General features: G+C 53.8%; 13 protein-coding genes. 8 read left to right on the plus strand and 5 right to left on the minus strand.

The window, feature by feature from the left end; translation table 11 throughout:
* The first annotated feature begins 6 nt into the window (after window positions 1–6).
* On the plus strand, window positions 7–2,184 hold the full coding sequence (locus tag ABVN21_RS15335; RefSeq protein WP_339552794.1) for a malate synthase G: 2,178 nt from the start codon (window positions 7–9) through the stop codon (window positions 2,182–2,184).
* Between the two features lie 258 nt (window positions 2,185–2,442).
* Here ABVN21_RS15335 and ABVN21_RS15340 read toward each other — a convergent pair whose 3' ends face one another.
* The 3 genes from ABVN21_RS15340 to ABVN21_RS15350 form a co-directional block, all read right to left on the minus strand.
* Window positions 2,443–2,661, minus strand: coding sequence for a BPSL0761 family protein (locus tag ABVN21_RS15340; RefSeq protein WP_339561658.1), 219 nt, complete (start codon window positions 2,659–2,661; stop codon window positions 2,443–2,445).
* Window positions 2,662–2,995: 334 nt separating this feature from the next.
* Window positions 2,996–3,439, minus strand: a complete 444-nt coding sequence (locus ABVN21_RS15345) for a tyrosine-type recombinase/integrase (RefSeq protein ID WP_339552793.1) — start codon at window positions 3,437–3,439, stop codon at window positions 2,996–2,998.
* A gap of 193 nt (window positions 3,440–3,632) precedes the next feature.
* Window positions 3,633–4,538: a site-specific integrase gene (locus tag ABVN21_RS15350; RefSeq protein WP_339552792.1), complete on the minus strand. Its 906-nt coding sequence runs from the start codon at window positions 4,536–4,538 to the stop codon at window positions 3,633–3,635.
* 296 nt (window positions 4,539–4,834) lie between these two features.
* Between ABVN21_RS15350 and ABVN21_RS15355 the strand changes: the two genes are divergently transcribed.
* The gene (locus ABVN21_RS15355; protein WP_339552791.1) at window positions 4,835–5,782 is read left to right on the plus strand and encodes a DNA-binding protein; all 948 of its coding nucleotides are present in this window, start codon (window positions 4,835–4,837) and stop codon (window positions 5,780–5,782) included.
* 89 nt (window positions 5,783–5,871) lie between these two features.
* On the opposite strand, the gene ABVN21_RS15360 is transcribed toward ABVN21_RS15355, so the two are convergent.
* Window positions 5,872–6,729, minus strand: a complete 858-nt coding sequence (locus tag ABVN21_RS15360; RefSeq protein WP_339552790.1) for a hypothetical protein — start codon at window positions 6,727–6,729, stop codon at window positions 5,872–5,874.
* A gap of 591 nt (window positions 6,730–7,320) precedes the next feature.
* On the opposite strand from ABVN21_RS15360, the gene ABVN21_RS15365 reads away from it, so the two are divergent.
* The 5 genes from ABVN21_RS15365 (at window position 7,321) to ABVN21_RS15385 (ending at window position 13,293) form a co-directional block, all read left to right on the plus strand.
* Complete coding sequence (locus ABVN21_RS15365) at window positions 7,321–7,983, plus strand: TnsA endonuclease N-terminal domain-containing protein (RefSeq protein WP_339552789.1); 663 nt, start codon at window positions 7,321–7,323, stop codon at window positions 7,981–7,983.
* On the plus strand, window positions 7,976–9,865 hold the full coding sequence (locus ABVN21_RS15370) for a hypothetical protein (protein WP_339552788.1): 1,890 nt from the start codon (window positions 7,976–7,978) through the stop codon (window positions 9,863–9,865). Before ABVN21_RS15365 ends, ABVN21_RS15370 begins: the two co-directional genes overlap by 8 nt.
* Window positions 9,862–10,836 carry a TniB family NTP-binding protein gene (locus ABVN21_RS15375; protein WP_339552787.1) on the plus strand — a complete coding sequence of 325 codons (975 nt, stop codon included), beginning with the start codon at window positions 9,862–9,864 and terminating at the stop codon, window positions 10,834–10,836. The genes ABVN21_RS15370 and ABVN21_RS15375 overlap by 4 nt, the downstream gene beginning before the upstream one ends.
* The gene (locus ABVN21_RS15380; protein WP_339552786.1) at window positions 10,833–11,852 is read left to right on the plus strand and encodes a hypothetical protein; all 1,020 of its coding nucleotides are present in this window, start codon (window positions 10,833–10,835) and stop codon (window positions 11,850–11,852) included. The genes ABVN21_RS15375 and ABVN21_RS15380 overlap by 4 nt, the downstream gene beginning before the upstream one ends.
* A 694-nt stretch (window positions 11,853–12,546) precedes the next feature.
* On the plus strand, window positions 12,547–13,293 hold the full coding sequence (locus ABVN21_RS15385; protein ID WP_339552785.1) for a 3-oxoacyl-ACP reductase family protein: 747 nt from the start codon (window positions 12,547–12,549) through the stop codon (window positions 13,291–13,293).
* A gap of 48 nt (window positions 13,294–13,341) precedes the next feature.
* Here ABVN21_RS15385 and ABVN21_RS15390 read toward each other — a convergent pair whose 3' ends face one another.
* The gene (locus tag ABVN21_RS15390) at window positions 13,342–14,037 is read right to left on the minus strand and encodes an HAD-IA family hydrolase (RefSeq protein WP_339552784.1); all 696 of its coding nucleotides are present in this window, start codon (window positions 14,035–14,037) and stop codon (window positions 13,342–13,344) included.
* A gap of 235 nt (window positions 14,038–14,272) precedes the next feature.
* Between ABVN21_RS15390 and ABVN21_RS15395 the strand changes: the two genes are divergently transcribed.
* A complete protein-coding gene (locus ABVN21_RS15395) occupies window positions 14,273–19,141 on the plus strand; it encodes an RHS repeat-associated core domain-containing protein (RefSeq protein WP_353637207.1) in 4,869 nt (1,622 codons plus the stop codon).
* The last annotated feature ends 376 nt before the right edge of the window (window positions 19,142–19,517 follow it).

Consider the following 19,517-nt stretch of genomic DNA (forward strand, 5'->3'; position numbering starts at 1 on the left):
GAACCCATGACTGATTACGCAAAAATTCACGGACTGCAGGTCGCGCCTGTCTTGCAGGCATTTATCGACGAAGAAGTCCTACCCGGTGCCGGCGTCGACGCAGACGCCTTTTGGAGCGGATTCTCCGATCTGGTCCTGGAACTGGCACCGGTCAACCGTGCCTTATTAGCTGAACGCGAGCGTCTGCAGCTGGAATTGGATATCTGGCATAAAGCCAATCCCGGGCCCATTATCGACATGCCCGCTTACCGCGGGTTCCTGGCCTCCATCGGCTACCTGCAACCGCAACCCACTCAGGTTCAGGCGAGCACCACCCGGGTGGATAGCGAAATCAGCGAACAGGCTGGCCCGCAGCTGGTCGTGCCCGCTATCAACGCACGGTACGCCTTGAATGCGGCCAATGCGCGTTGGGGCTCCTTGTATGACGCCCTGTACGGTAGTGACGTGATCAGCAGCGACAACGGTGCCGAATCCGGTATGGGATACAACCCGGTGCGTGGCGCCAAAGTAGTGTCCTTTGCTAAAGCCTTCCTGGATGAAGCCTTACCATTGCAATCAGGTTCACACGCCGACGCCACTTCGTACCGCATCTTAGGTGGTGCGTTGGCTGTCATGCTCAAAGACGATCAGCACACCACGCTACGTCAGCCCGAAAAATTGGTGGGTTACCAAGGTACGGCCACCGCACCGACGGCCATCGTTCTGCGCAACAATGGCTTGCACATCGAGATCCAGATCGATCCGGACAGTCAGATCGGTCGCGGCGACGCCGCTTCGGTGAAAGACCTGCTGATCGAATCTGCATTGTCGACCATCATCGACTGCGAAGACTCCGTCGCGGCCGTCGATGCCGACGACAAGGTACGGGTGTATCGCAATTGGCTGGGCTTGATGAAGGGCGATCTTTCGGAGACGCTGGAGAAGAACGGCAAAACCTTGACCCGTCGGCTCAACATGGACCGTGAATACACTGACATTGATGGCGTCGCATTCAAACTGCATGGCCGCGCCCTGCTGCTCGTGCGCAATGTTGGCCATCTGATGACAAACCCGGCCATACTCTATGGCAATGACCGAGAAATTCCCGAGGGCATCCTTGATGGCATGGTCACCAGCCTAATCGCCTTGCACGATCTAAAACGCCAAGGCAACTCGCGCACCGGCAGCGTCTACATCGTCAAACCGAAAATGCACGGGCCAGCGGAAGTCGCCTTCGCCGAGCGCTTGTTCAGCTGTATCGAAGACGTGCTGCAGATTGAACGCCACACGCTGAAGATGGGCATCATGGACGAGGAGCGCCGCACCAGCGTCAACCTCAAAGCCTGTATCGCCGCGGCGGCGCCACGCGTCGCCTTTATCAATACGGGCTTTCTAGATCGCACTGGCGACGAAATACATACAGCCATGGAAGCTGGCGCAATGCTTCGCAAAGGCGACATGAAAAGCACCGCCTGGATACAAGCCTATGAGCGCAACAATGTACTGGTCGGCTTGAACTGCGGATTACGCGGCCGAGCACAAATCGGCAAAGGCATGTGGGCCATGCCCGACTTGATGGCTGCCATGGTTGAGCAGAAAATCGCGCACCCGAAGGCAGGCGCCAACACCGCTTGGGTGCCATCCCCTACCGCTGCGACTTTGCACGCCTTGCATTACCACAAGGTCGACGTAGCGGCGATTCAACAAGAGCTCGAGGGAATTGACCTGGCAGCAGTTCGCGACGACCTGCTCGATGGCTTGCTGACCGTGCCAGTTGCTGTCGACGCCAAATGGACGGCAGAGCAAATCCGCGAAGAAGTGGAAAACAACGCTCAGGGACTGCTTGGCTACGTCGTACGCTGGGTCGAGCAAGGCGTGGGTTGCTCAAAAGTGCCGGATATTCATGATGTCGGCCTGATGGAAGACCGCGCCACATTGCGGATCTCCAGTCAGCACATCGCCAACTGGCTTCGCCATGGTGTGATCGACCAACAGCAGACGCTGAAAATTCTGCAGCGTATGGCGCATGTGGTGGATCAGCAAAATGCTGGTGACCCGCTGTATCGACCGATGGCTTCCGACTTCGAAGGCTCGGTAGCATTCCAGGCAGCTTGTGCTCTTGTGTTTGAAGGGGGGCACCAACCAAGTGGTTACACTGAGCCGCTACTGCATCGCTTCCGTGCCGTATTTAAACAACAGAATTAAATGTTGATCGAATTCCCTAACCTGGTTTAAGAGAAAAAACAAAGCCCCGGAGGTTCGCGGCTCCAGGGCTTCTATTTTCGCCTCCATCCCTTAATGGTTTGACGAACGTAGCCAAAACATTACCAGCGTCGTTTTGATATTTCACTACGACTTAGGTTAAACGTGTTGGTAAGGAAGCATCGGAGAGAACTGCTTAACCCTTACCTATCAATGGTTCGGGATCAGCGACTCTAGGCCGATCATGGTTAGCCAAGACGGTTAATCGATACTGGAGCTCAGGAAGGGCTCGGTCAGTCGGTCGACCCGTCGCTCTTCGAGCTGCCCTGCCTTTAGTATCTCGTTTGCATGGGGATAATGACGTAACAGCTGGCGGGCCTGACGTCGAATGGACTCTGACAGCGCGGGATCTTGCCCAAGTTCAACCAGAAACTTTTGAGTCTGAATTAGCGCTCGTGTGCGCTCGCTCGGCATCGTCATGTTGTCCTCCTCTCCAGAACCGTGCCCAGTCTAACCGCGCTGAGCTTGATGGCTGCCGACGAAGTTTTTCCACCGTCAATCGTCTCAAGCCTACACCGAAAATCAGATTGCACTGGGGCCGCAATCGCCACGATCGGTCGGGGTCTGTCGTAAATCACGTCCCTCGTCACCTCGGCGTACCGTCGATCGAGCCAATGCCCATCAAAAACAGCCTGGGGTTTGAGAATCTTGCTTTCTCAAACCTGTTAAATCGCTCAGTTCAAGGCTGAATTGGCCTGGTTGTACGGCTGTAATAACGTAGGCCGTAGCGCAGTACGAAATCGGCGCGACGCAGTCATTTTGACTCATCGGGATGACGCCTCCAGTCACCGAACGGCGCGTCGGCCTCCACGTAGCGCATGGCGCTGCGCACATCACGCCAGCCGACATACTCCTTCAAGGCTTTCGGGCTCCATTGGTTACGGCTGGCCCAGGTGGCAAAACCACGGCGCAATGAGTGACCGCTGTAGCGCGAGCCGGCGACGCCGCCGCGCGTCAAGGCTCGGCGCAACACCCGTGCCACGCTGTAGGGGTGAAAGGCGGCTGGGGCGAGATGGGCCCAGCTATCAATACTGCAAAACACCGGCCCCGCCTGCAGTTGACTGAGTGCCAGCCTCTCCTCATACGCTTGCACCGGACACAGCCGTTTCAACGCCGGCACACTGACGCTGCGGCCTTTATGTTCACGGTCGGATTGGCTGCTGGAGAGAAACAGGGTTAGCCCTTCGCCCTTTAGCAACTGGTTGCTTTCAATGCGCAGGATCTACTCTGTTCTTTTCCAAGGAGGATTCGCGATGTCCAACTTGGATTTACTCCGCCCAAGGCAAATTATGAATTTTTGCATAATTGCGCATAAAACCGATTTTCTAGATTTTCTTGCCAGTTAGTACACGCGAATGGAAAAAAAACCTCACTGGGCGCCGTCGGATCGCTCAACGGGCCCAATCGCCAAACGGCACATCCGCCTCGATGTACCGCATCGCCGACTGCACATCGCGCCAACCGACATATTCCATCAACGCCTTACTGCTCCACTTGTTGCGACTGGCCCAGGTAGCAAAACCGCGGCGCAGTGAATGCACGGTGTATTCCTCGCCAGCAACGCCGCTGCGCATGAACGCCAGACGCAAAATACGCGAGAGGCTATTCGGATTGACCCGCTCCTCCCCTAAATGGCCCCAACGGTCGATGGCGCGAAACACTGGCCCGTGGTGGAGGCCACTGACCAAGAGCCACTGCTGGTAGGCGTCCACTGGGCACAATCGCTTCAGTGCCGGGAGCTCCAGGGTACGGCCGCGATGGTCTCGATCGGTCTTGCTGCTGGTGAGGAAAATCTCCAGCGCTTGCCCCTCACGCAACTGGATATGCTCGATACGTAGTCGGCACAACTCGTCACCCCGCAGTGCACGCCAAAAACCCATCAGGATCAACGCCTGGTCCCGCGCCGCACGCAGCCGCACCGCCCCTTGGTCAGAGGTCAACTGCAGGTCCAAGCCCTGAATGCACGCTTCTAGCCTCTGTAACTGCAGCGCTTCGGCCTGCTTGATCAGTTGCGGATGCAGCGCTTGAATGCCACGCAGCACATCACGCACCAGTGACGCCTTGGTCGGGTCATCGAAGCCGTACTGCTGGTGCCATTGGGCCAAGGCCGCCAAATGCGTGCGCAAGGTGTTGCTGGATAACTGGGCACCATAGGCCGCCAGGTAGCGCACGACGCTTTCAATGGATGCAGGCAAAATCCCGCCCCACTCCACTTCAAAGTGTTCAATGGCTTGTGCATAGCGCCGATGCGTACTGTCGCGTCGCGCCGCTTGCAGGTACCGCTCCGAATCGCCCATCTCACCTCCCGCATACCACGATTTCGGGGCCTGACCTCGAAAAAGGCTTGTCACGTTCAGTAAACCACTCCAGTCGGTCTCGTAACGCGCCAAGACCTGGTGGTAGCGCCGCGTCATACTTTCCCGGCTCGCCGCTGCAGTTAGCACTCTACGGTCGTGCTCATATCCATTCCCTTCTCACCAGGCTTATCCGGGGTTGGACCGATCCTTCAGCCGCTCACGGCTTGAGACCAAGCAGGTCATCCGGTATGCGCCATACTGCCTAACTACCGGAAATCCCTACAGGAGCTCCTGCCATGGCCCGTGGCGGTATCAATAAAGCCCTAGTCCGCGCCGCGCGTGACGCCTTGCTGGCCCGTGGGCTGCACCCGAGTATCGACTTGGTGCGGGTCGAGCTGGGTAATACAGGGTCGAAGAGTACGATCCAGCGCTACCTCAAAGAACTAAACGGCACTGCCCTTGACGACACGCAGCCTCTGACTGTCAGTGAAGAGATGTTGTCGCTGGTATCGAGTTTAGCCGAGCGTTTAACCCAACACGCACAGGAGGCGGTAGCCGAAGAGCGCGAGCAACTAGGACAGCAGCAAGCCAACTATGCTTGCGAACGCGCGCAATTGCGTGAACGCCTTGAACAAGCACTGGCCACCATCAGCCACCTGACGGACGATCTGGAACAACAGCGTCAGTGCGAACGGGAACTTCGCGAGCGGTTGCAAGACAGTGAGGGTGAACACCAACGACTGCGACAGCTAGTGTCAGGTCAGCAACAAATGCTGGAAGAACGGGCATGTCAAGTTCAATCATTGGAGGAAAAACATCAACATGCTCGAGAGGGCCTTGAGCATTATCGGCAGGAGCAACTGGCCCAACGCGGGCAGGAATTGCGTCGGCACGACGAGCAAACCAATCAGTTACGTCAAGAATTACGGTCATTACAAAACGCTCAACTGACCAAACAAGAGGAATTGGTCAATGTGTACCGCGAACAGGAACGTTTGCTTAACGAATACCGAGCCCAGCAGGCGAACTCACGTCAACACACCCAGACCCTTATCAAAACTCAGCGCGACTACAACACGTTAAACGCGCAACTGCAAAAGCTGATGACCGAGCACACCCTATTACGTGAGCGAGTCAAACCGTACCTGCTTCAGTACCGCCATGATCGACGGCAGTTGCGCGAGCAGGCCCGTCAAATTGAGGCACTACAAGCCCTACTTCGTCAAATGGCGCCTTCTACATAGCCAACACTGGATCAAAGTTGGTCGCCGCTCGAAAGTAAAATTCGGTTGGTTAGAGCAGCGCTAGAAAATTTTCCAAGCGTCCCACAGTGCTAATCAATTAAGTTGATCAGCGTGTTAGCTTGAGTGGAAAGAGTTGTGTGCACACGCTGCAATATCCCTGGTGGACAGTCATATTCTTCTTGGGCGAATCGCGGCAATAGCAACGGATGGGCTGCCGCCACGCACCATAGCATCGTGACGCTGAAGGTATCCATTTCATGGAACCAATTCATTTTTGCAAGCGTAGCCCACAGTGCCTCCTGCCCCTCCAAGGCAATGAAAAAGGAATGGGGATCCTGCGGCCAGTGATCTACTGCGCCTAATTCGCCAAGCAAATAGAGCGCATTCAAGTGTCGATGGAGTTCTGAGCAACAGGCGCAGAAGGGTACCGTCAGACATACGAGTTCCACGTAGCAGGCAAAGTTCTTTTGCAGCCATAACCGGTGGAAGAGATATTGCGTCGAGCGTGTGCGCAGCAGTGCAACCAGGAAAGCCAATCGTCTCCAGTCGGGACAACCGCACAGGGTCTCCATCACCTTATTACTGAACGGAAGCAGCGGAGCGTCATTGATGCGAACGCGGCGAATGAACCCTATGGCCAAATCAGCCGCGTTACCCTCCCAGTCGAGCACGGTCCACAGCGGATCATCCAGAACTTGTGCCAAGAGGGGAAAATCTTCGATCAATTCAGAAGCGCACGGCTCGCGTGGCCACGCCCCCCTTAACAGGCCGAACCACTTCGCATTGGGTTTGGACCGCTTGGGCGTGTACGGATGACGTGTCAGCCACCAGTGATCGCACCATAGTGCAAAATCGTTTCTCGATTGGAATCCACCTCTGAAAAGAAGGGAATAGCCAAAAACTATCGTTCGAAATTTATGAATTGCGGGATGACGCAAATAGTCCATCGCTGCCTCCAGCCGTGCCTCAGAAAAAAGACGAGATCAGCGGCAAAACGGGAGCTAGAAATCATTTCCCCCTAAATACAGTAAGACTTTTGCAAGCATTGGGAATTTTTTCAAGATACTTAGCATGATTCTAGAGCGCTCTTGAGATTTTTTTAAGGGTTCAAAGCAAAGCCACAAAAAAATTAAAACAAGCTCAATATATTGAACACGCTGCGGCATTAAGTAGGTAATTACTACATCGAAGCAATCCTATAGCCATTCGCTCTACTTCTGTTCAGGGGTAGAGGGAAAACCTGTATATCGAGCGAGCCAGCACCTCTTGGTGGAGAGGCTCCTCGTGCATATCAGAGAGATATTGCATCGGACCGACCCTGCTCAACGTCCGTGTTCGCTTTGCCCCTACCAACACTGTGCAATCTGTTCAAAAAGTGGTTGAAACTCTGTCCGCAACGGCACCATTAAGGTATGGCAGCTCCTGATGAAGCCCGCCCCCCATTAAAGCTATTCCGTGTTCCTCATGCAGTCAGTGTCAAGGTAAGGACAAGCAAACTCTTCGGCAGAACAATCCGTAGCCTGGCAGGAGGGAGCAAAATGATCATCACGTCCAAGAAAATGAACCTCGACGATGGGCCCGCGAGGCAATCCTCGCGGCGGCGCCGTCAAAATTTCATCGTAGACTTTCCCTCCCTAAAAAATGGCCGTTCGATGGTGTGCGACGCGGTGCTGGAGTCCGCATATTGCATCTGGTTGGAGCACGATCCACAGGTCGCGAAGTACTACACACAACCTCATACGTTTACTTGGGTGGACGACGGTCAGCATTATCGCTACACCCCGGATTTCCTGGTGGTACTGGCCCATGGCGCCAGTTACTTCACTGAGGTCAAACAGGATTTCAGCAAACAACGGCCCGAGCGTCTGGCCAAACTCGAAAGCTTCAATGCCCTTTGCATTAGGGAAGGCTGGTCCTTTCGGCGTCGGGACCAGTTGAGCATCACTGGGCCAACCACATACCAGACCTTGAAAGCACTATATAGCCGACTGAGGCCTTATAACGAACAGCAGCAAATGTTCTTTTATCACTACGTGCATCAACGCGAATGGCCCACCACGCTCGGTGATTTGGTGCAAGACAGCAGCGCGCCGAACATTGCAACCATCTGCTACAACTTATTCACGGGACACCTGATGGCTGATTTAAGCCAACGCTTGACGTTAGACCTCTTGGTCAATCGAGCACCGTCTCATGAGTGAGAAACCGGTGAATCCAACGGTAGGAGCCCAATACATCATCAGTAACCGGACGATGGCGGTCATTCACGTCGACGAGGAATTGGTGACGCTGAGGGACCTGGACCGACCACACACCTTATCCCTCACTATCGATGCACTAACTACGGAGGTTGTTCAAAAAACGATAGTGCAATTCGCGCGTTCGCCAGGAGAGGGGTCAAAGGCCCTGGCGTACCTTGACCCAGAATCCCCTCAAGTCATCGCAGCGGAACGTAAATTCAGTTACACATATGCCTTGTACAAGCAATTTGGCGGATCATTGCCAGAGCCAGCGACCACAGCACTCGTTGCCAAACTCGCCATAGAGATGAACGACCCTTCCCCGCCCTGCTACAACTCAGTGTACAAATGGTTGAAAAAATACAAGGAGCATAACTGCGATCGTTTCTGTCTATTGAAGGAGCAAAGTTTTGCCCCGCGAGGTAAACACCTGGATCCAAACGTCGAATCTATTATCCAGGAAATGATTGAGCAAGAGTATTTAAAGACACCTCCCGTTAAAGTCAAAACGATACACAGATTCATTCATGCCCAGATCATCCTGATGAATCGTCGCCGCGAGGGGTACTCAACACTGTTTTTGAAGACCCCATCACTGTCAACTATCCAGCGAAAGATTAGAAAGTTGTGCCACTTGACTAGCGATAAAGTGCGGCAGGGTAAAGGTTATGTAAAAAAACACCATCACTCCAGCAAACTGAGCGACGAACCGCTTGAGTTATTAGATCTCGCTGAGATCGACAACCATCTTCTCGATATCAATATTATTGATGAAAACGGAAACTTGCTGGGAAAAATTCTCTGGTGGACTCTCATTTTAGAGATCAAGACTCGGAGCGTAATCGGTTGGGAGCTTTCCGCTACATACCCCTGTGCAGAAAAAACCATCCGTGCATTAACGAAGGCATTGCAAGCAGTGCCCGGCGAGGAGTGTCGCCGTGGTAAACCCATCCATCTACATAGTGACAATGGTTCCGAATTTTATAATGTAATAATACGCTATTTCCTGGACCGTCTGAATATTCTGTTTGACCGTGGCCCTCCATGCATTCCAAACGCTCGAGCGCGAATAGAGCGTTTTTTCGAAACATTCGAATTGTGGCTCCATGAGCAGCCAGGAACCACGATGTCTAATCCCATCGAATGCCAATACTACGATTCGAAAGGCGAAGCGGCATTTACCGCGGCGAGCATGAAGATGCATGCAGAGTATTGGATAGAAAATATCTACCATCAAAGAAAGCATCGCACATTGAATATGCCGCCAGCTGTTGCGTGGGATCGAGCAATGAGGAATCGATTGCCACCGGAAAAATTTACAGCAAAAGATCTGAGTACACTGTGCAGAGTCGTCACCCAATCAAGCATAAGCGAAGCGGGGCGAGTGCATTTTTTATGTTTAAGCTGGTATGGCCCGGGCCTCAATGAAATGCGATTAAAAATGAGACCCGGGCAAAAAGCGAAATGTTATTACAACCCCCTAGATTTAGGTGAGATTTGGGTTGCTCACCCGGATAACTTACGCCACCCTGAGTCCGCATATGCCACTCGTCCGGAGTATCAAAACGGTCTTACTCTGACGGAGCATAATTTATTACATCAACAGTTTTTGGCAGAAGGTCGAGAGTTTGATGACAGCGAAGCGGATTTAGCCTTATTTCTGCTTCGACAACGCATGAACGAAGAGTACGAAAGCTCTCGACATTTTCACCCGCATGCGAAATCAAAGCATGCAGCCAACTCCCCGCCCCCCAGCCCGAAGAATATAACAATCTCTGTAACACCGGGAGAAGTGCCACAGGGAGACGATGATATTCCTATATTCGAGGTAGAACGGCTATGACTACTTTGGTAAATGCTATCAACGTTCAGCAGGCCCTTGAATCACTGGCCGCCTGTACTGTCTGGTACCCAGGTTACAAAGAAGCCATGAGGCTTGTTAGCAAATGCATCGACACCACGCGTGACCGTAAAGACCCTTCCTCTGCCATGCTGATTGGCCCTACAGGCGTTGGAAAAACCAGACTATGCCAGATGATAGAAAAACAAATGAACCCTATCAACCCCATTCAAAAGAGCGATAAATGTGTGAGACAGATACGTCATTGCGTTTATATCGAACTGCCTGAATCTGCCACCATAAAAAGCTTGTCGTTAGTAATGGCCAAAGCTCTTAACGAGGAGCCGAGAGACTACCAAAGCATAACCACTTTAGAAACCCTAATCATGCAAAGGCTAATTACGATGGAGGTTCAACTGGTGATTTTTGATGACTTCCATCATATCGCCGAGAAAGGCAGAACAAAAACTAAAAGTTCGCTATGCAATTGGTTAATCAAGCTTATGAACAACTCCGGCATACCCTTTGTAGTATCAGGTTCGACTGGAGCGGAAGCCACCATTAATATAGTTCAAGAGTTAAGTGATCGCTTCCCCTATCGTGCTCGTCTAAAGATCTTGCCTTTAGCCGAGGACCATTCTAAACCGGTCCTTCTTGGCATTCTTGCAGGTTTACAACTGGAAATGATCAGATTGGGTGAGTTGAAAAATCATATAAGCCTCACAGAGCCTTATCATTACAAAGCCATATATTTGGCCACCCAGGGAAACTTTAGAAGGCTAAGTATTTTACTGCATGACAGCTTTAAAATCGCCCTCATTCGAGGAGACCACACCTTGACGATATCCGATTTCGCGAATGCCGCTGACGACCTAGAGTTTTGTTGCAGCCCAAACTATTTTCGCATGACCTCCCATCAAGTTAATAATGCATTGAAAGCCAGAGCCAGCAGACTGATAGAGTCTAAAAAATGAAAAAAATCTGCTACGTGGCAAAACCTCAGAACTGGGAGAGCCCTAAAGGCGTTATAATGCGCACAGCACTTCACAATGGCTATGGCAATGTAGCTCTTATGTGTAAATCGCTACAGGTTCCTTGCAGCGGTGATGGACTTGATTTGTTAACCGAGCAATCACCGATTATAAAAATACTGACTATAGCTGCGCCAGAGATAGAGCAACCACTCATCGAAAACACTTATTCGGTGAAAAATATAGAGGCCTCACTCTGGATCATTGATGAGATTTTCGTCTACCGCTCCTTTTTTTCACACCATTTCGTGTACTGTCCAAAATGCTTACGCGATGAGTTAATTACTGTATTCCAAGATATCCGTAGCTTAACTATCTGCCCTTTCCATCAAACGCGAATAATCACCAAATGCCCGAACTGCCATCAAACCGAACATTGGACGACAGCAAATTTACTATTTTGTAAATGCGGATCAGATCGGCGAAAATCCACATATCAAAAAGGTGCACTATTCAATGAAAAAAACATAGAGACATTTGGGCCAAACACTTACATACCCCGACTTTCGCGCTTAACTGATATAGCACTACTATGTGAAAATATTTGGAACTCAAGAATGCCAGCAGAAGAAAAAAAGACGTACTCATTTTTAGATGAAGTTCGAAAATACGCATCAAAAATGATCGCAACACAACTCAAAAAATACCCTGGATTTACGTGCTCAATGCACTTATCACCTTGGGCTTACAGTCGACCTCTGTTAGCAGAAATCGCTCACAGCATGATTGACAAAAAAATTGAATGCAATAAAATTTGCCATATCGGACAATGCTGCACGGAAGTAAACTTTACAATAAATCAAATTATGTACTCCATGAACGACTGGAAAACATGGCAAAAAGAACGATCATTTCTCCATAAAAATTTCCAGATAGTCCCTCACGTTACAGGCATGCGATTTTATCATAGCTACATTCCTATATGCCACCTTATAAGACTTTTACGCGACGCCCTTTAACACAGTAATAAAACAATGTTGAAACCAGTTATAAAATGGACTACTTACAGATATCGAGAAGTTCAAAAACAGGGCAACGAACATCCACCAAACCACCAGCCGACTAATTTTTTATCGTCGCTGGTATTTTTTATATCATCGAAAAAAAGCCGCCTTCGAATAACCCCCCCTAAAATAAAATGATGATCCTGCGAACCATTATAAACCCGCCACTATATTCATATAAAATTATCTGTACCGCTAATATAAATCAAAGAAGACACAACCCCCCCCATACAGCTTTGCGCAACATTCCTGGCCCCAAATAAACCGGCACAACACTTTTCAATTCAACTATTTCAAGTAAAGGGCTCAGCTATTACTCTTAAACACAGCCAAATCAAATAATTGTTCTATGCCGCCCCGTAACATACTGTGAACATCCTTGTTAAAATCTGCTGCACAATTACGTTCGACATTCAATAATCCGACTCGACCATCGCATCGCGATTTTATTTTCTAATGGCTACGTTTTTTCCTCCGGTACAAACTAATGCATTTTTTCTTTACCTTTATATGATTATTTTCTTGTAAACCACTGATCTGAAAGACAGCGATTTTACTTTCTGATGGGTACGGAAGACAGCCTGTAATCCTGATTCAATACTAGTCTCCATCAACCGGGACATTTCGCCTCGGGACTTTGGAGATCGATATGACTACTCAGAACCTCGGCGGCAAAGTGGCTTTGATTCAAGGCGGCTCCCGCGGCATCGGCGCCGCCATCGTCAAACGCCTGGCCGCTGAAGGCGCGGCGGTCGCCTTTACCTACGTCAGCTCCACGGCGAAGGCCGAAGAATTGCAAAACAGCATCACCAGCGCCGGCGGAAAAGCCCTGGCCATCAAGGCTGACAGCGCTGACGCCGAGGCCGTTCGCGGCGCCGTAAACGCTACCGTGGAAGCGTTCGGTCAGCTGGATATCCTGGTCAACAACGCCGGCGTATTGGCCGTTGCACCGCTGGAAGATTTCAAACTGGAAGATTTCGATCAGACCCTGGCCATCAACGTGCGCAGTGTATTCATCGCCACCCAGGCTGCCGCCAAACACATGACCGAAGGCGGCCGCATCATCAACATTGGCAGCACCAACGCTGATCGCATGCCCTTCGCCGGTGGTGGCCCGTACGCCATGAGCAAATCGGCGCTGGTTGGCCTGACCAAGGGTCTGGCCCGCGATCTCGGTCCAAAAGGCATTACCATCAACAACGTACAACCGGGCCCGGTCGACACCGACATGAACCCGGCCAGCGGTGACTTCGCCGACAGCCTGATCCCGTTGATGGCCGTCGGGCGCTACGGCAAGGCAGAAGAAATCGCCAGTTTCGTCGCGTATCTTGTCAGCCCTGAGGCCGGCTACATCACCGGCGCGAGCCTGACTATCGACGGTGGTTTTGGCGCGTGATGGGTTAAATACAAACCGAATGTGGGAGTGAGCTTGCTCCCACATTTTTCAGGTCCACTCAAGCGCTGGCAATCCACAAGCACTCGGCCTGAATGCCTTCAACGTACGAAGAATCCCATCAGCGTGTGCGTATTTTTCATCAGCCATCGCAGCATCCGGAATTGCAATAGCCGTCATTCCCGCCGCTTTCGCCGCCGTCACACCAAAGGGTGAATCCTCGAACACCAAACAATCCTCGGGCGCCACACCCAGCCGACGCGCAGCAGTCAGGAAAATATCCGGCGCTGGCTTGGCCGCGCCGACTTCCGGATCATCAGCAGTGACAATGATGTCGAATAACTCGAACCAGTCGCGGTGCAAGGTGGTTTTCTGGCCGAACGACTGGCTCGAGGAACTGGTGCCCACGGCAATTGGAATGTTGTTGGCCTTCAGATGCCTTACCAGCTCCTGTGCGCCAGGCATTGCCTGCGCTGTAGGAAAACGCTCGCGCATCAAGGGTTCGCGGATCACTAGAAACTCTTCAGCGGTAATTGGCAGATCCAGCGCCTCGACCACGTATCGCGCCAGATCACCCGCACCACGACCAATGATGTTCTGCTTGATGCTCCAGTCGAAGGTGCGCCCGTAACGCCCGGCAATGAGCGACGTGACCTCGGTGTAAATGCCTTCGGTGTCCAGCAGCAAGCCGTCCATATCGAAAATCACGGCCTTGATCGGGCCGAACTCTTTCAGCGGTGCATTCATCGCGTCTGATCCGTTGTTGATGACATCCCAGGCGGCTCAGCAGCGGCCGGATCCGTGATTGATTAAAGGGTTCAGCAGCATAGCGAGCACGGTTGGCATAGAGCAACGGACAAATCCCGATGCGGCCGAGCATTTAGCGATTCGCCCTACATCAAACGCCTCCTTTCCCGACATCTTTCTTCCGTGATCCCCAGCAGAGTTCGCGCTCCCTCTTCACCCGAGTGAAAGACCGCGAATGTTCCATCCTGACAAGCTGCTGGCTCTCAACAACACCATCGGCTTGCTGGTGGTCGCCGCCATGCCCCCCGAGCAGCCGGACGTTGAGGCCCTGGTCGGGGACTTCCGCCTCTGCCTGAACAACTACGAGGCGTGGGCGGAAAACTACTGGACCGGTGGGGCGCTGGAAGTTGAGCAGGTGTTCAAGATCGGTAACGACGTTCGCCTCACAACGCCAAAGAGTTCAACCACCCCAGTCAGTTCTACCGTCGCTATGTGCCCCGCCAGCGGGCCGCTAACCCTGGTACATATGTTTGAAGCCGCGCGCTTCGTGCCGATTGGCAACACACCGGTGATGCTCGAACCGCTGTTATCTGAAGGGCCGAATGGGCCGACGTTCGGCGCACCGATTCACGAAACCATCGGCCCCAGCGGCATCCTCGAAATCCCCGAATGCTGGCGCGGCAACCGTTACCGCATCACCTTCTTTCCCGACGTTTCCACTGCTCACATCAAGGCGCTCTACGACTCCTATCGAGGTGTCATCAGCGAGTTGGAAGGCTGGTTGCGCAACGAATGGACGGCCGAGTTTGAGCCGCAGTGGGCCGGGTTTTCCGAAGCAGGCTTCACCGAACGCTACGGCATGCTGCAACGAGCCGACTGGCGAGGATTTGAGGATTCGCTGCATGGTTTGTGGGATGACGTGAAGCAGCTATTCGCGCTGATTTCCGACCTGCAAACAAACAGCACAAAACTCCTTGAATATCTGAGTCAAGCCGAGCTTGAGGCGCTGCTGGACGCGTCGTCAGAGGCTATCGCCAATGTGTTGCTGGTGTTGAGTGATGAGCCGTTGGTGTTCATTCATCTCGCTGCGTTCACCAGTTGGCTGAGGATGTTGCCGCCGCAGTACATCGCCGAAGTCGTGGCGGAAATTCGTACAGAGCTATTGGTCAGTTTCCTGCTAGTGCGCTTAACCGGGCCTACAGGTCTGAAGCTTGGCATGAGTGCCAAGGTGCTGAACAAGATCAAGTCTGAGCGCACCCGACGCTGGCTCGCAGCGGCGGGTTTACGACTGAGCGAGCTCACCGCCCGCTCTGATCTGACCGCTCATGCAGGCGTGCTCAAGCCGCTGATGGTCAATGCCCGAAACGGGCCGGTGAGACCGACTCCTGCGGTTCCGTTGCAAATCAGCGCGGCGGGGTCGGCGGATGCACTCGTAAACAATCCGCTTGCCATTGCTCGTAACAAGTCGAAAGCCATGACCCGCCTGGGCCGGCAGGAACATCGGGAGGATGTTCCAAGCCAGGCGAAAAACCCCAACGGCGACAGCGCCGATTCGGCGGATCTCACAGCTACCCACGGCTGCCCGGTGTCGATGGTCACCGGCGAGGAACTGCTGACCCTGACCGACGCTGTTCTCGACGGGGTTTTGCCCTTCGAATTCACCCGGCTCTATCGCACCAGTGCCGTAGAACTCGACAGCGGCCTGGGTTTTGGCTGGAGTCATTCGCTGGCCCATCGCCTGGAGCTTTCTGGCGACACGGTCACCTGGGTCGACCATGAGAACCGCCGCACAGCGTTTCCGTTGCCAAGCCTGACCCGCCCGGTCATCCACAACAGCCTGTCGCGGGCGGCGATCTACCTCGGTGATCAGCCCGAAGAGTTGATCGTGGCGCTGGCCGGTGAGTCGGCGCGGTTCTTTCACTTTCTCGATGGGCGTCTGAGCGCGATCAGCGATGCCTATGGCAATCGTCTGACGCTGCAGCGCGATCTCTCCGACCGCGTGCTGCGCCTCGACAACGGCGCAGGTCGTTCCCTGTTGTTGCGTTATGAGCGGCAGCATTTGATCGCCGTCGACTACCAGCGCTTTCACCTCGCCGACGAGCAGGCACCGGCTTGGCGCACCGAGCAGACGCTGGTGAGTTATGCCTACGACGCCCGCGGACGGCTGATCGCCGCAACCAACGCTGCGAATGAAAGTGAGCGCTACGACTATGACGAACAGCACGTCATCTTGCAGCGGCAACTGGCCGGTGGCGCGAGTTTTTACTGGGAGTGGGAACGCTCCGGCAAGACGGCGCGCTGCATCCGCCACTGGGCGTCGTTTGCGCAGATGGACACGCGCTACAGCTGGGAGGACACCGGCGGCGTGCGGCTCAAACACGCCGACGGCAGCGAAGAAGTCTACGTCCACGATGAGCACGCTCGGCTGGTGCACCGGGTCGAGGCCGACGGGGGCGAACGGCGCAAGGCCTATGACGCCGAGGGGCGGCTGATCGCCGAGCAGGACCCGCTCGGCGCGGTGACCGAATACCGCTACGACGAAGTCGGACGGCTGGTGGCGCTGATTCCACCGGAAGATGAGCCGACGTCCTACGAGTACCGCAAAGGTTTCCTGCATGCGCGGTATCGCGGAAACGCCAAGTGGACCTACCGGCGCAATGCCCAGGGCGACATCACCTGGCTGATCGACCCGGACGGCCAGAGCACCTACCACGAGTACGACGCGCAAGGGCGGCTGCGGGCGATCCGCTATCCGGATCACAGTCAGCATCTGTTGAAGTGGAACAGTCTCGGGCAACTGCTGGAAGAAACCCTGCCCGACGGTGGGCGGCGGCAGTTTGCCTACGATGCGCTGGGGCGGCGAACTACGGCGCAGGACGAATTCGGCGGCGTTACCCGTTACCAGTGGGACGCGGTGGGTCGGCTGTTGCAAACCACGTTGCCGAACGGCGCCCGCCGCTGCTTCAGCTACAACGCCTATGGCCGGATCACCGCCGAGCGCGACGAACTGGACCGCGTCACCCGCTATGAATACGCCGACGACCTGCACCTGGTCAGTCGACGGATCAACCCCGACGGCAGCGAGCTGAAGTACCGCTACGAACATGCGCAGCTGTTGCTCACCGAGATTGAAAACGAAGCCGGTGACACCTATCACCTGGACTACACGCCCGGTGGTTTGATCCGACAGGAAACCGGCTTCGACGGTCGCCGCACGGCGTATGCCTACGACCTCAACGGCCAGTTGTTGGAGAAAACCGAGTTTGGCGATGACGGCTCGCAACTCGTCACCGGTTACCAACGCGACAGCGCCGGACGCCTGCTGGTCAAGACCTTGCCCGACGGCAGCAAGGTCGACTACCGCTACGACAGCCTCGGTCGTTTGGTCAGCGTCGACGACGGCCAGGACCATCCGCTGGAGTTCGAATACGACGTTCACGACCGCCTGATCAGCGAACATCAGGGCTGGGGCACCTTGCGCTACGGCTATGACGTCAGTGGTCAACTGCAGCACCTGCGCCTGCCGGACAACAGCCGCCTGCACTACCACCGCGCCGAGGGCGGGGCGCTGACCGCCATCGACCTCAACGGTTCGCGGTTGACCACGCACAGCTTCGTCGGTGGTCGCGAACAAACCCGTCAACAAGGTTTGTTGCTGAGCGACTACGCCTACGACGAACAGGGCCGTTTGCAGGCCCATGCCGTCAGCCAAAACCAGCGTCCGCTGTATCGCCGCGACTATGCCTACGGCGCCAACGGCAACCTCCTGCAAATCAGCGACACCCGCCACGGCCAACGCCGCTACCAGTACGACCCACTCGACCGCCTGACCCACGTGCGCCACGCCCGTGACCAGGACCCGGAACACTTCAGCCACGACCCGGCTGGCAACCTGCTGATCCACGACCGCCCCGGCCCCTGGCACCTCAAGGGCAACCGCCTGCGACGCCACGGCGACCGCCATTACGACTACGACGCCTACGGCAACCTGATCCGCGAACGCCGCGGCCAACACGTCACCGAGTACCGCTACGACAGCCAGCACCGCCTCATCGGCATCAACCTGCCGGACGGTCGCGAAACGTCCTACCGCTACGACGCCTTCGGCCGACGCATCGACAAGACCGTCGACGGCCAGACCACCACCTTCTTCTGGCAAGGCGACCAGCTCGTCGCCGAAAGCAGCCCGACGCACTACCGCAGCTACCTCTACGAACCCGGCAGCTTCCGCCCGTTGGCCCTGCTCGACGGCAAAGGCCCGAAAAAAGCCTGCCCGTTCTACTACCAACTCGACCACCTCGGCACGCCGCAGGAACTCACCGACTACAGCGGCGAGATCGTCTGGTCGGCCAAATACACCGCCTACGGCAAGCTCAGCCACCTAAGCCATGGCGGTGGCGAACAGCTGGACCAACCGCTGCGCTTTCAGGGCCAGTACTTCGATACGGAAAGCGGTTTGCACTACAACCGCCATCGTTATTACCAGCCGGACAGCGGGCGGTATCTGACGCCGGATCCGGTGAAGCTGGCCGGCGGACTCAACCCGTATCGCTATACGCCGAATCCGACGGGGTGGGTGGATCCGTTGGGGTTGAGTGATTGCCCGGGTGGAGATGGCTGTAAGAAGCCGACTATTGCGAAGCGGGATCCGACAGGGACGGTGAAGGTTGATGAGGGGGCACCCATCCTACCGAAACCCAAGCGGGAAGAAGATTACCTATATCGCGGCGATGTAATGGAACCAGATGACGTATTTGAAAATGGATTCAAAAGTAAAGGAAAAAGTAATGACTTATTTCTACATTCGATTGACAGCGACAACCCCCCGAGCAATTTCATTAGTACCTCTACCTCCCGAGATGTAGGAAAACTTTTTGCTACGGGTTTTAATACGAGAATTGGCTATCTCTTCACACTTCAAAAAATTCCGGGACATGATTTGAAGAAAGAGCTTGGTGCGATGTATCAGTTTGGAGAGGAAAAGGAGATTGCCATACGCGGCCGCGTAAGTAACGAAGATGTTCTCGGAGCGACATTAATTATTGATGACGGCCGAGAGTTCGGCTACTCGATACCAAATCCAAACAGGAAAATAAAAAAATGATATCCAATGTTGAAATCATAATTTTTAGCAACGGAATAAAGGAAACAGCTCAATTGATCTGTGATAACAGAGCTATTTCTATAACTTTAGTGCTGAAAAAAAACAATATTAGAAAAACCTATACAGACAGTGACTTCTACCGATGCTTTGGGAGGGTAAGGGAAGATAACACTAACATACAGTTTCTTTGCAAGGGCTCAAAAATCAACGTTCATACATCTAGCATGTCATCGCAGATGTCTCTAGGGTTAAAGGCATACGAACTGACGCTGGGAAAAGCATCATCAACAAACGATGTTATTTATATATTTGACTATGACGAAAACAATCTGACGAACAATCCAAGTGAGCAACGAGATTTTTATATGAAATGGAT

It is taken from the genome of Pseudomonas sp. MYb327, from assembly GCF_040438925.1.
Lineage (GTDB): Bacteria > Pseudomonadota > Gammaproteobacteria > Pseudomonadales > Pseudomonadaceae > Aquipseudomonas.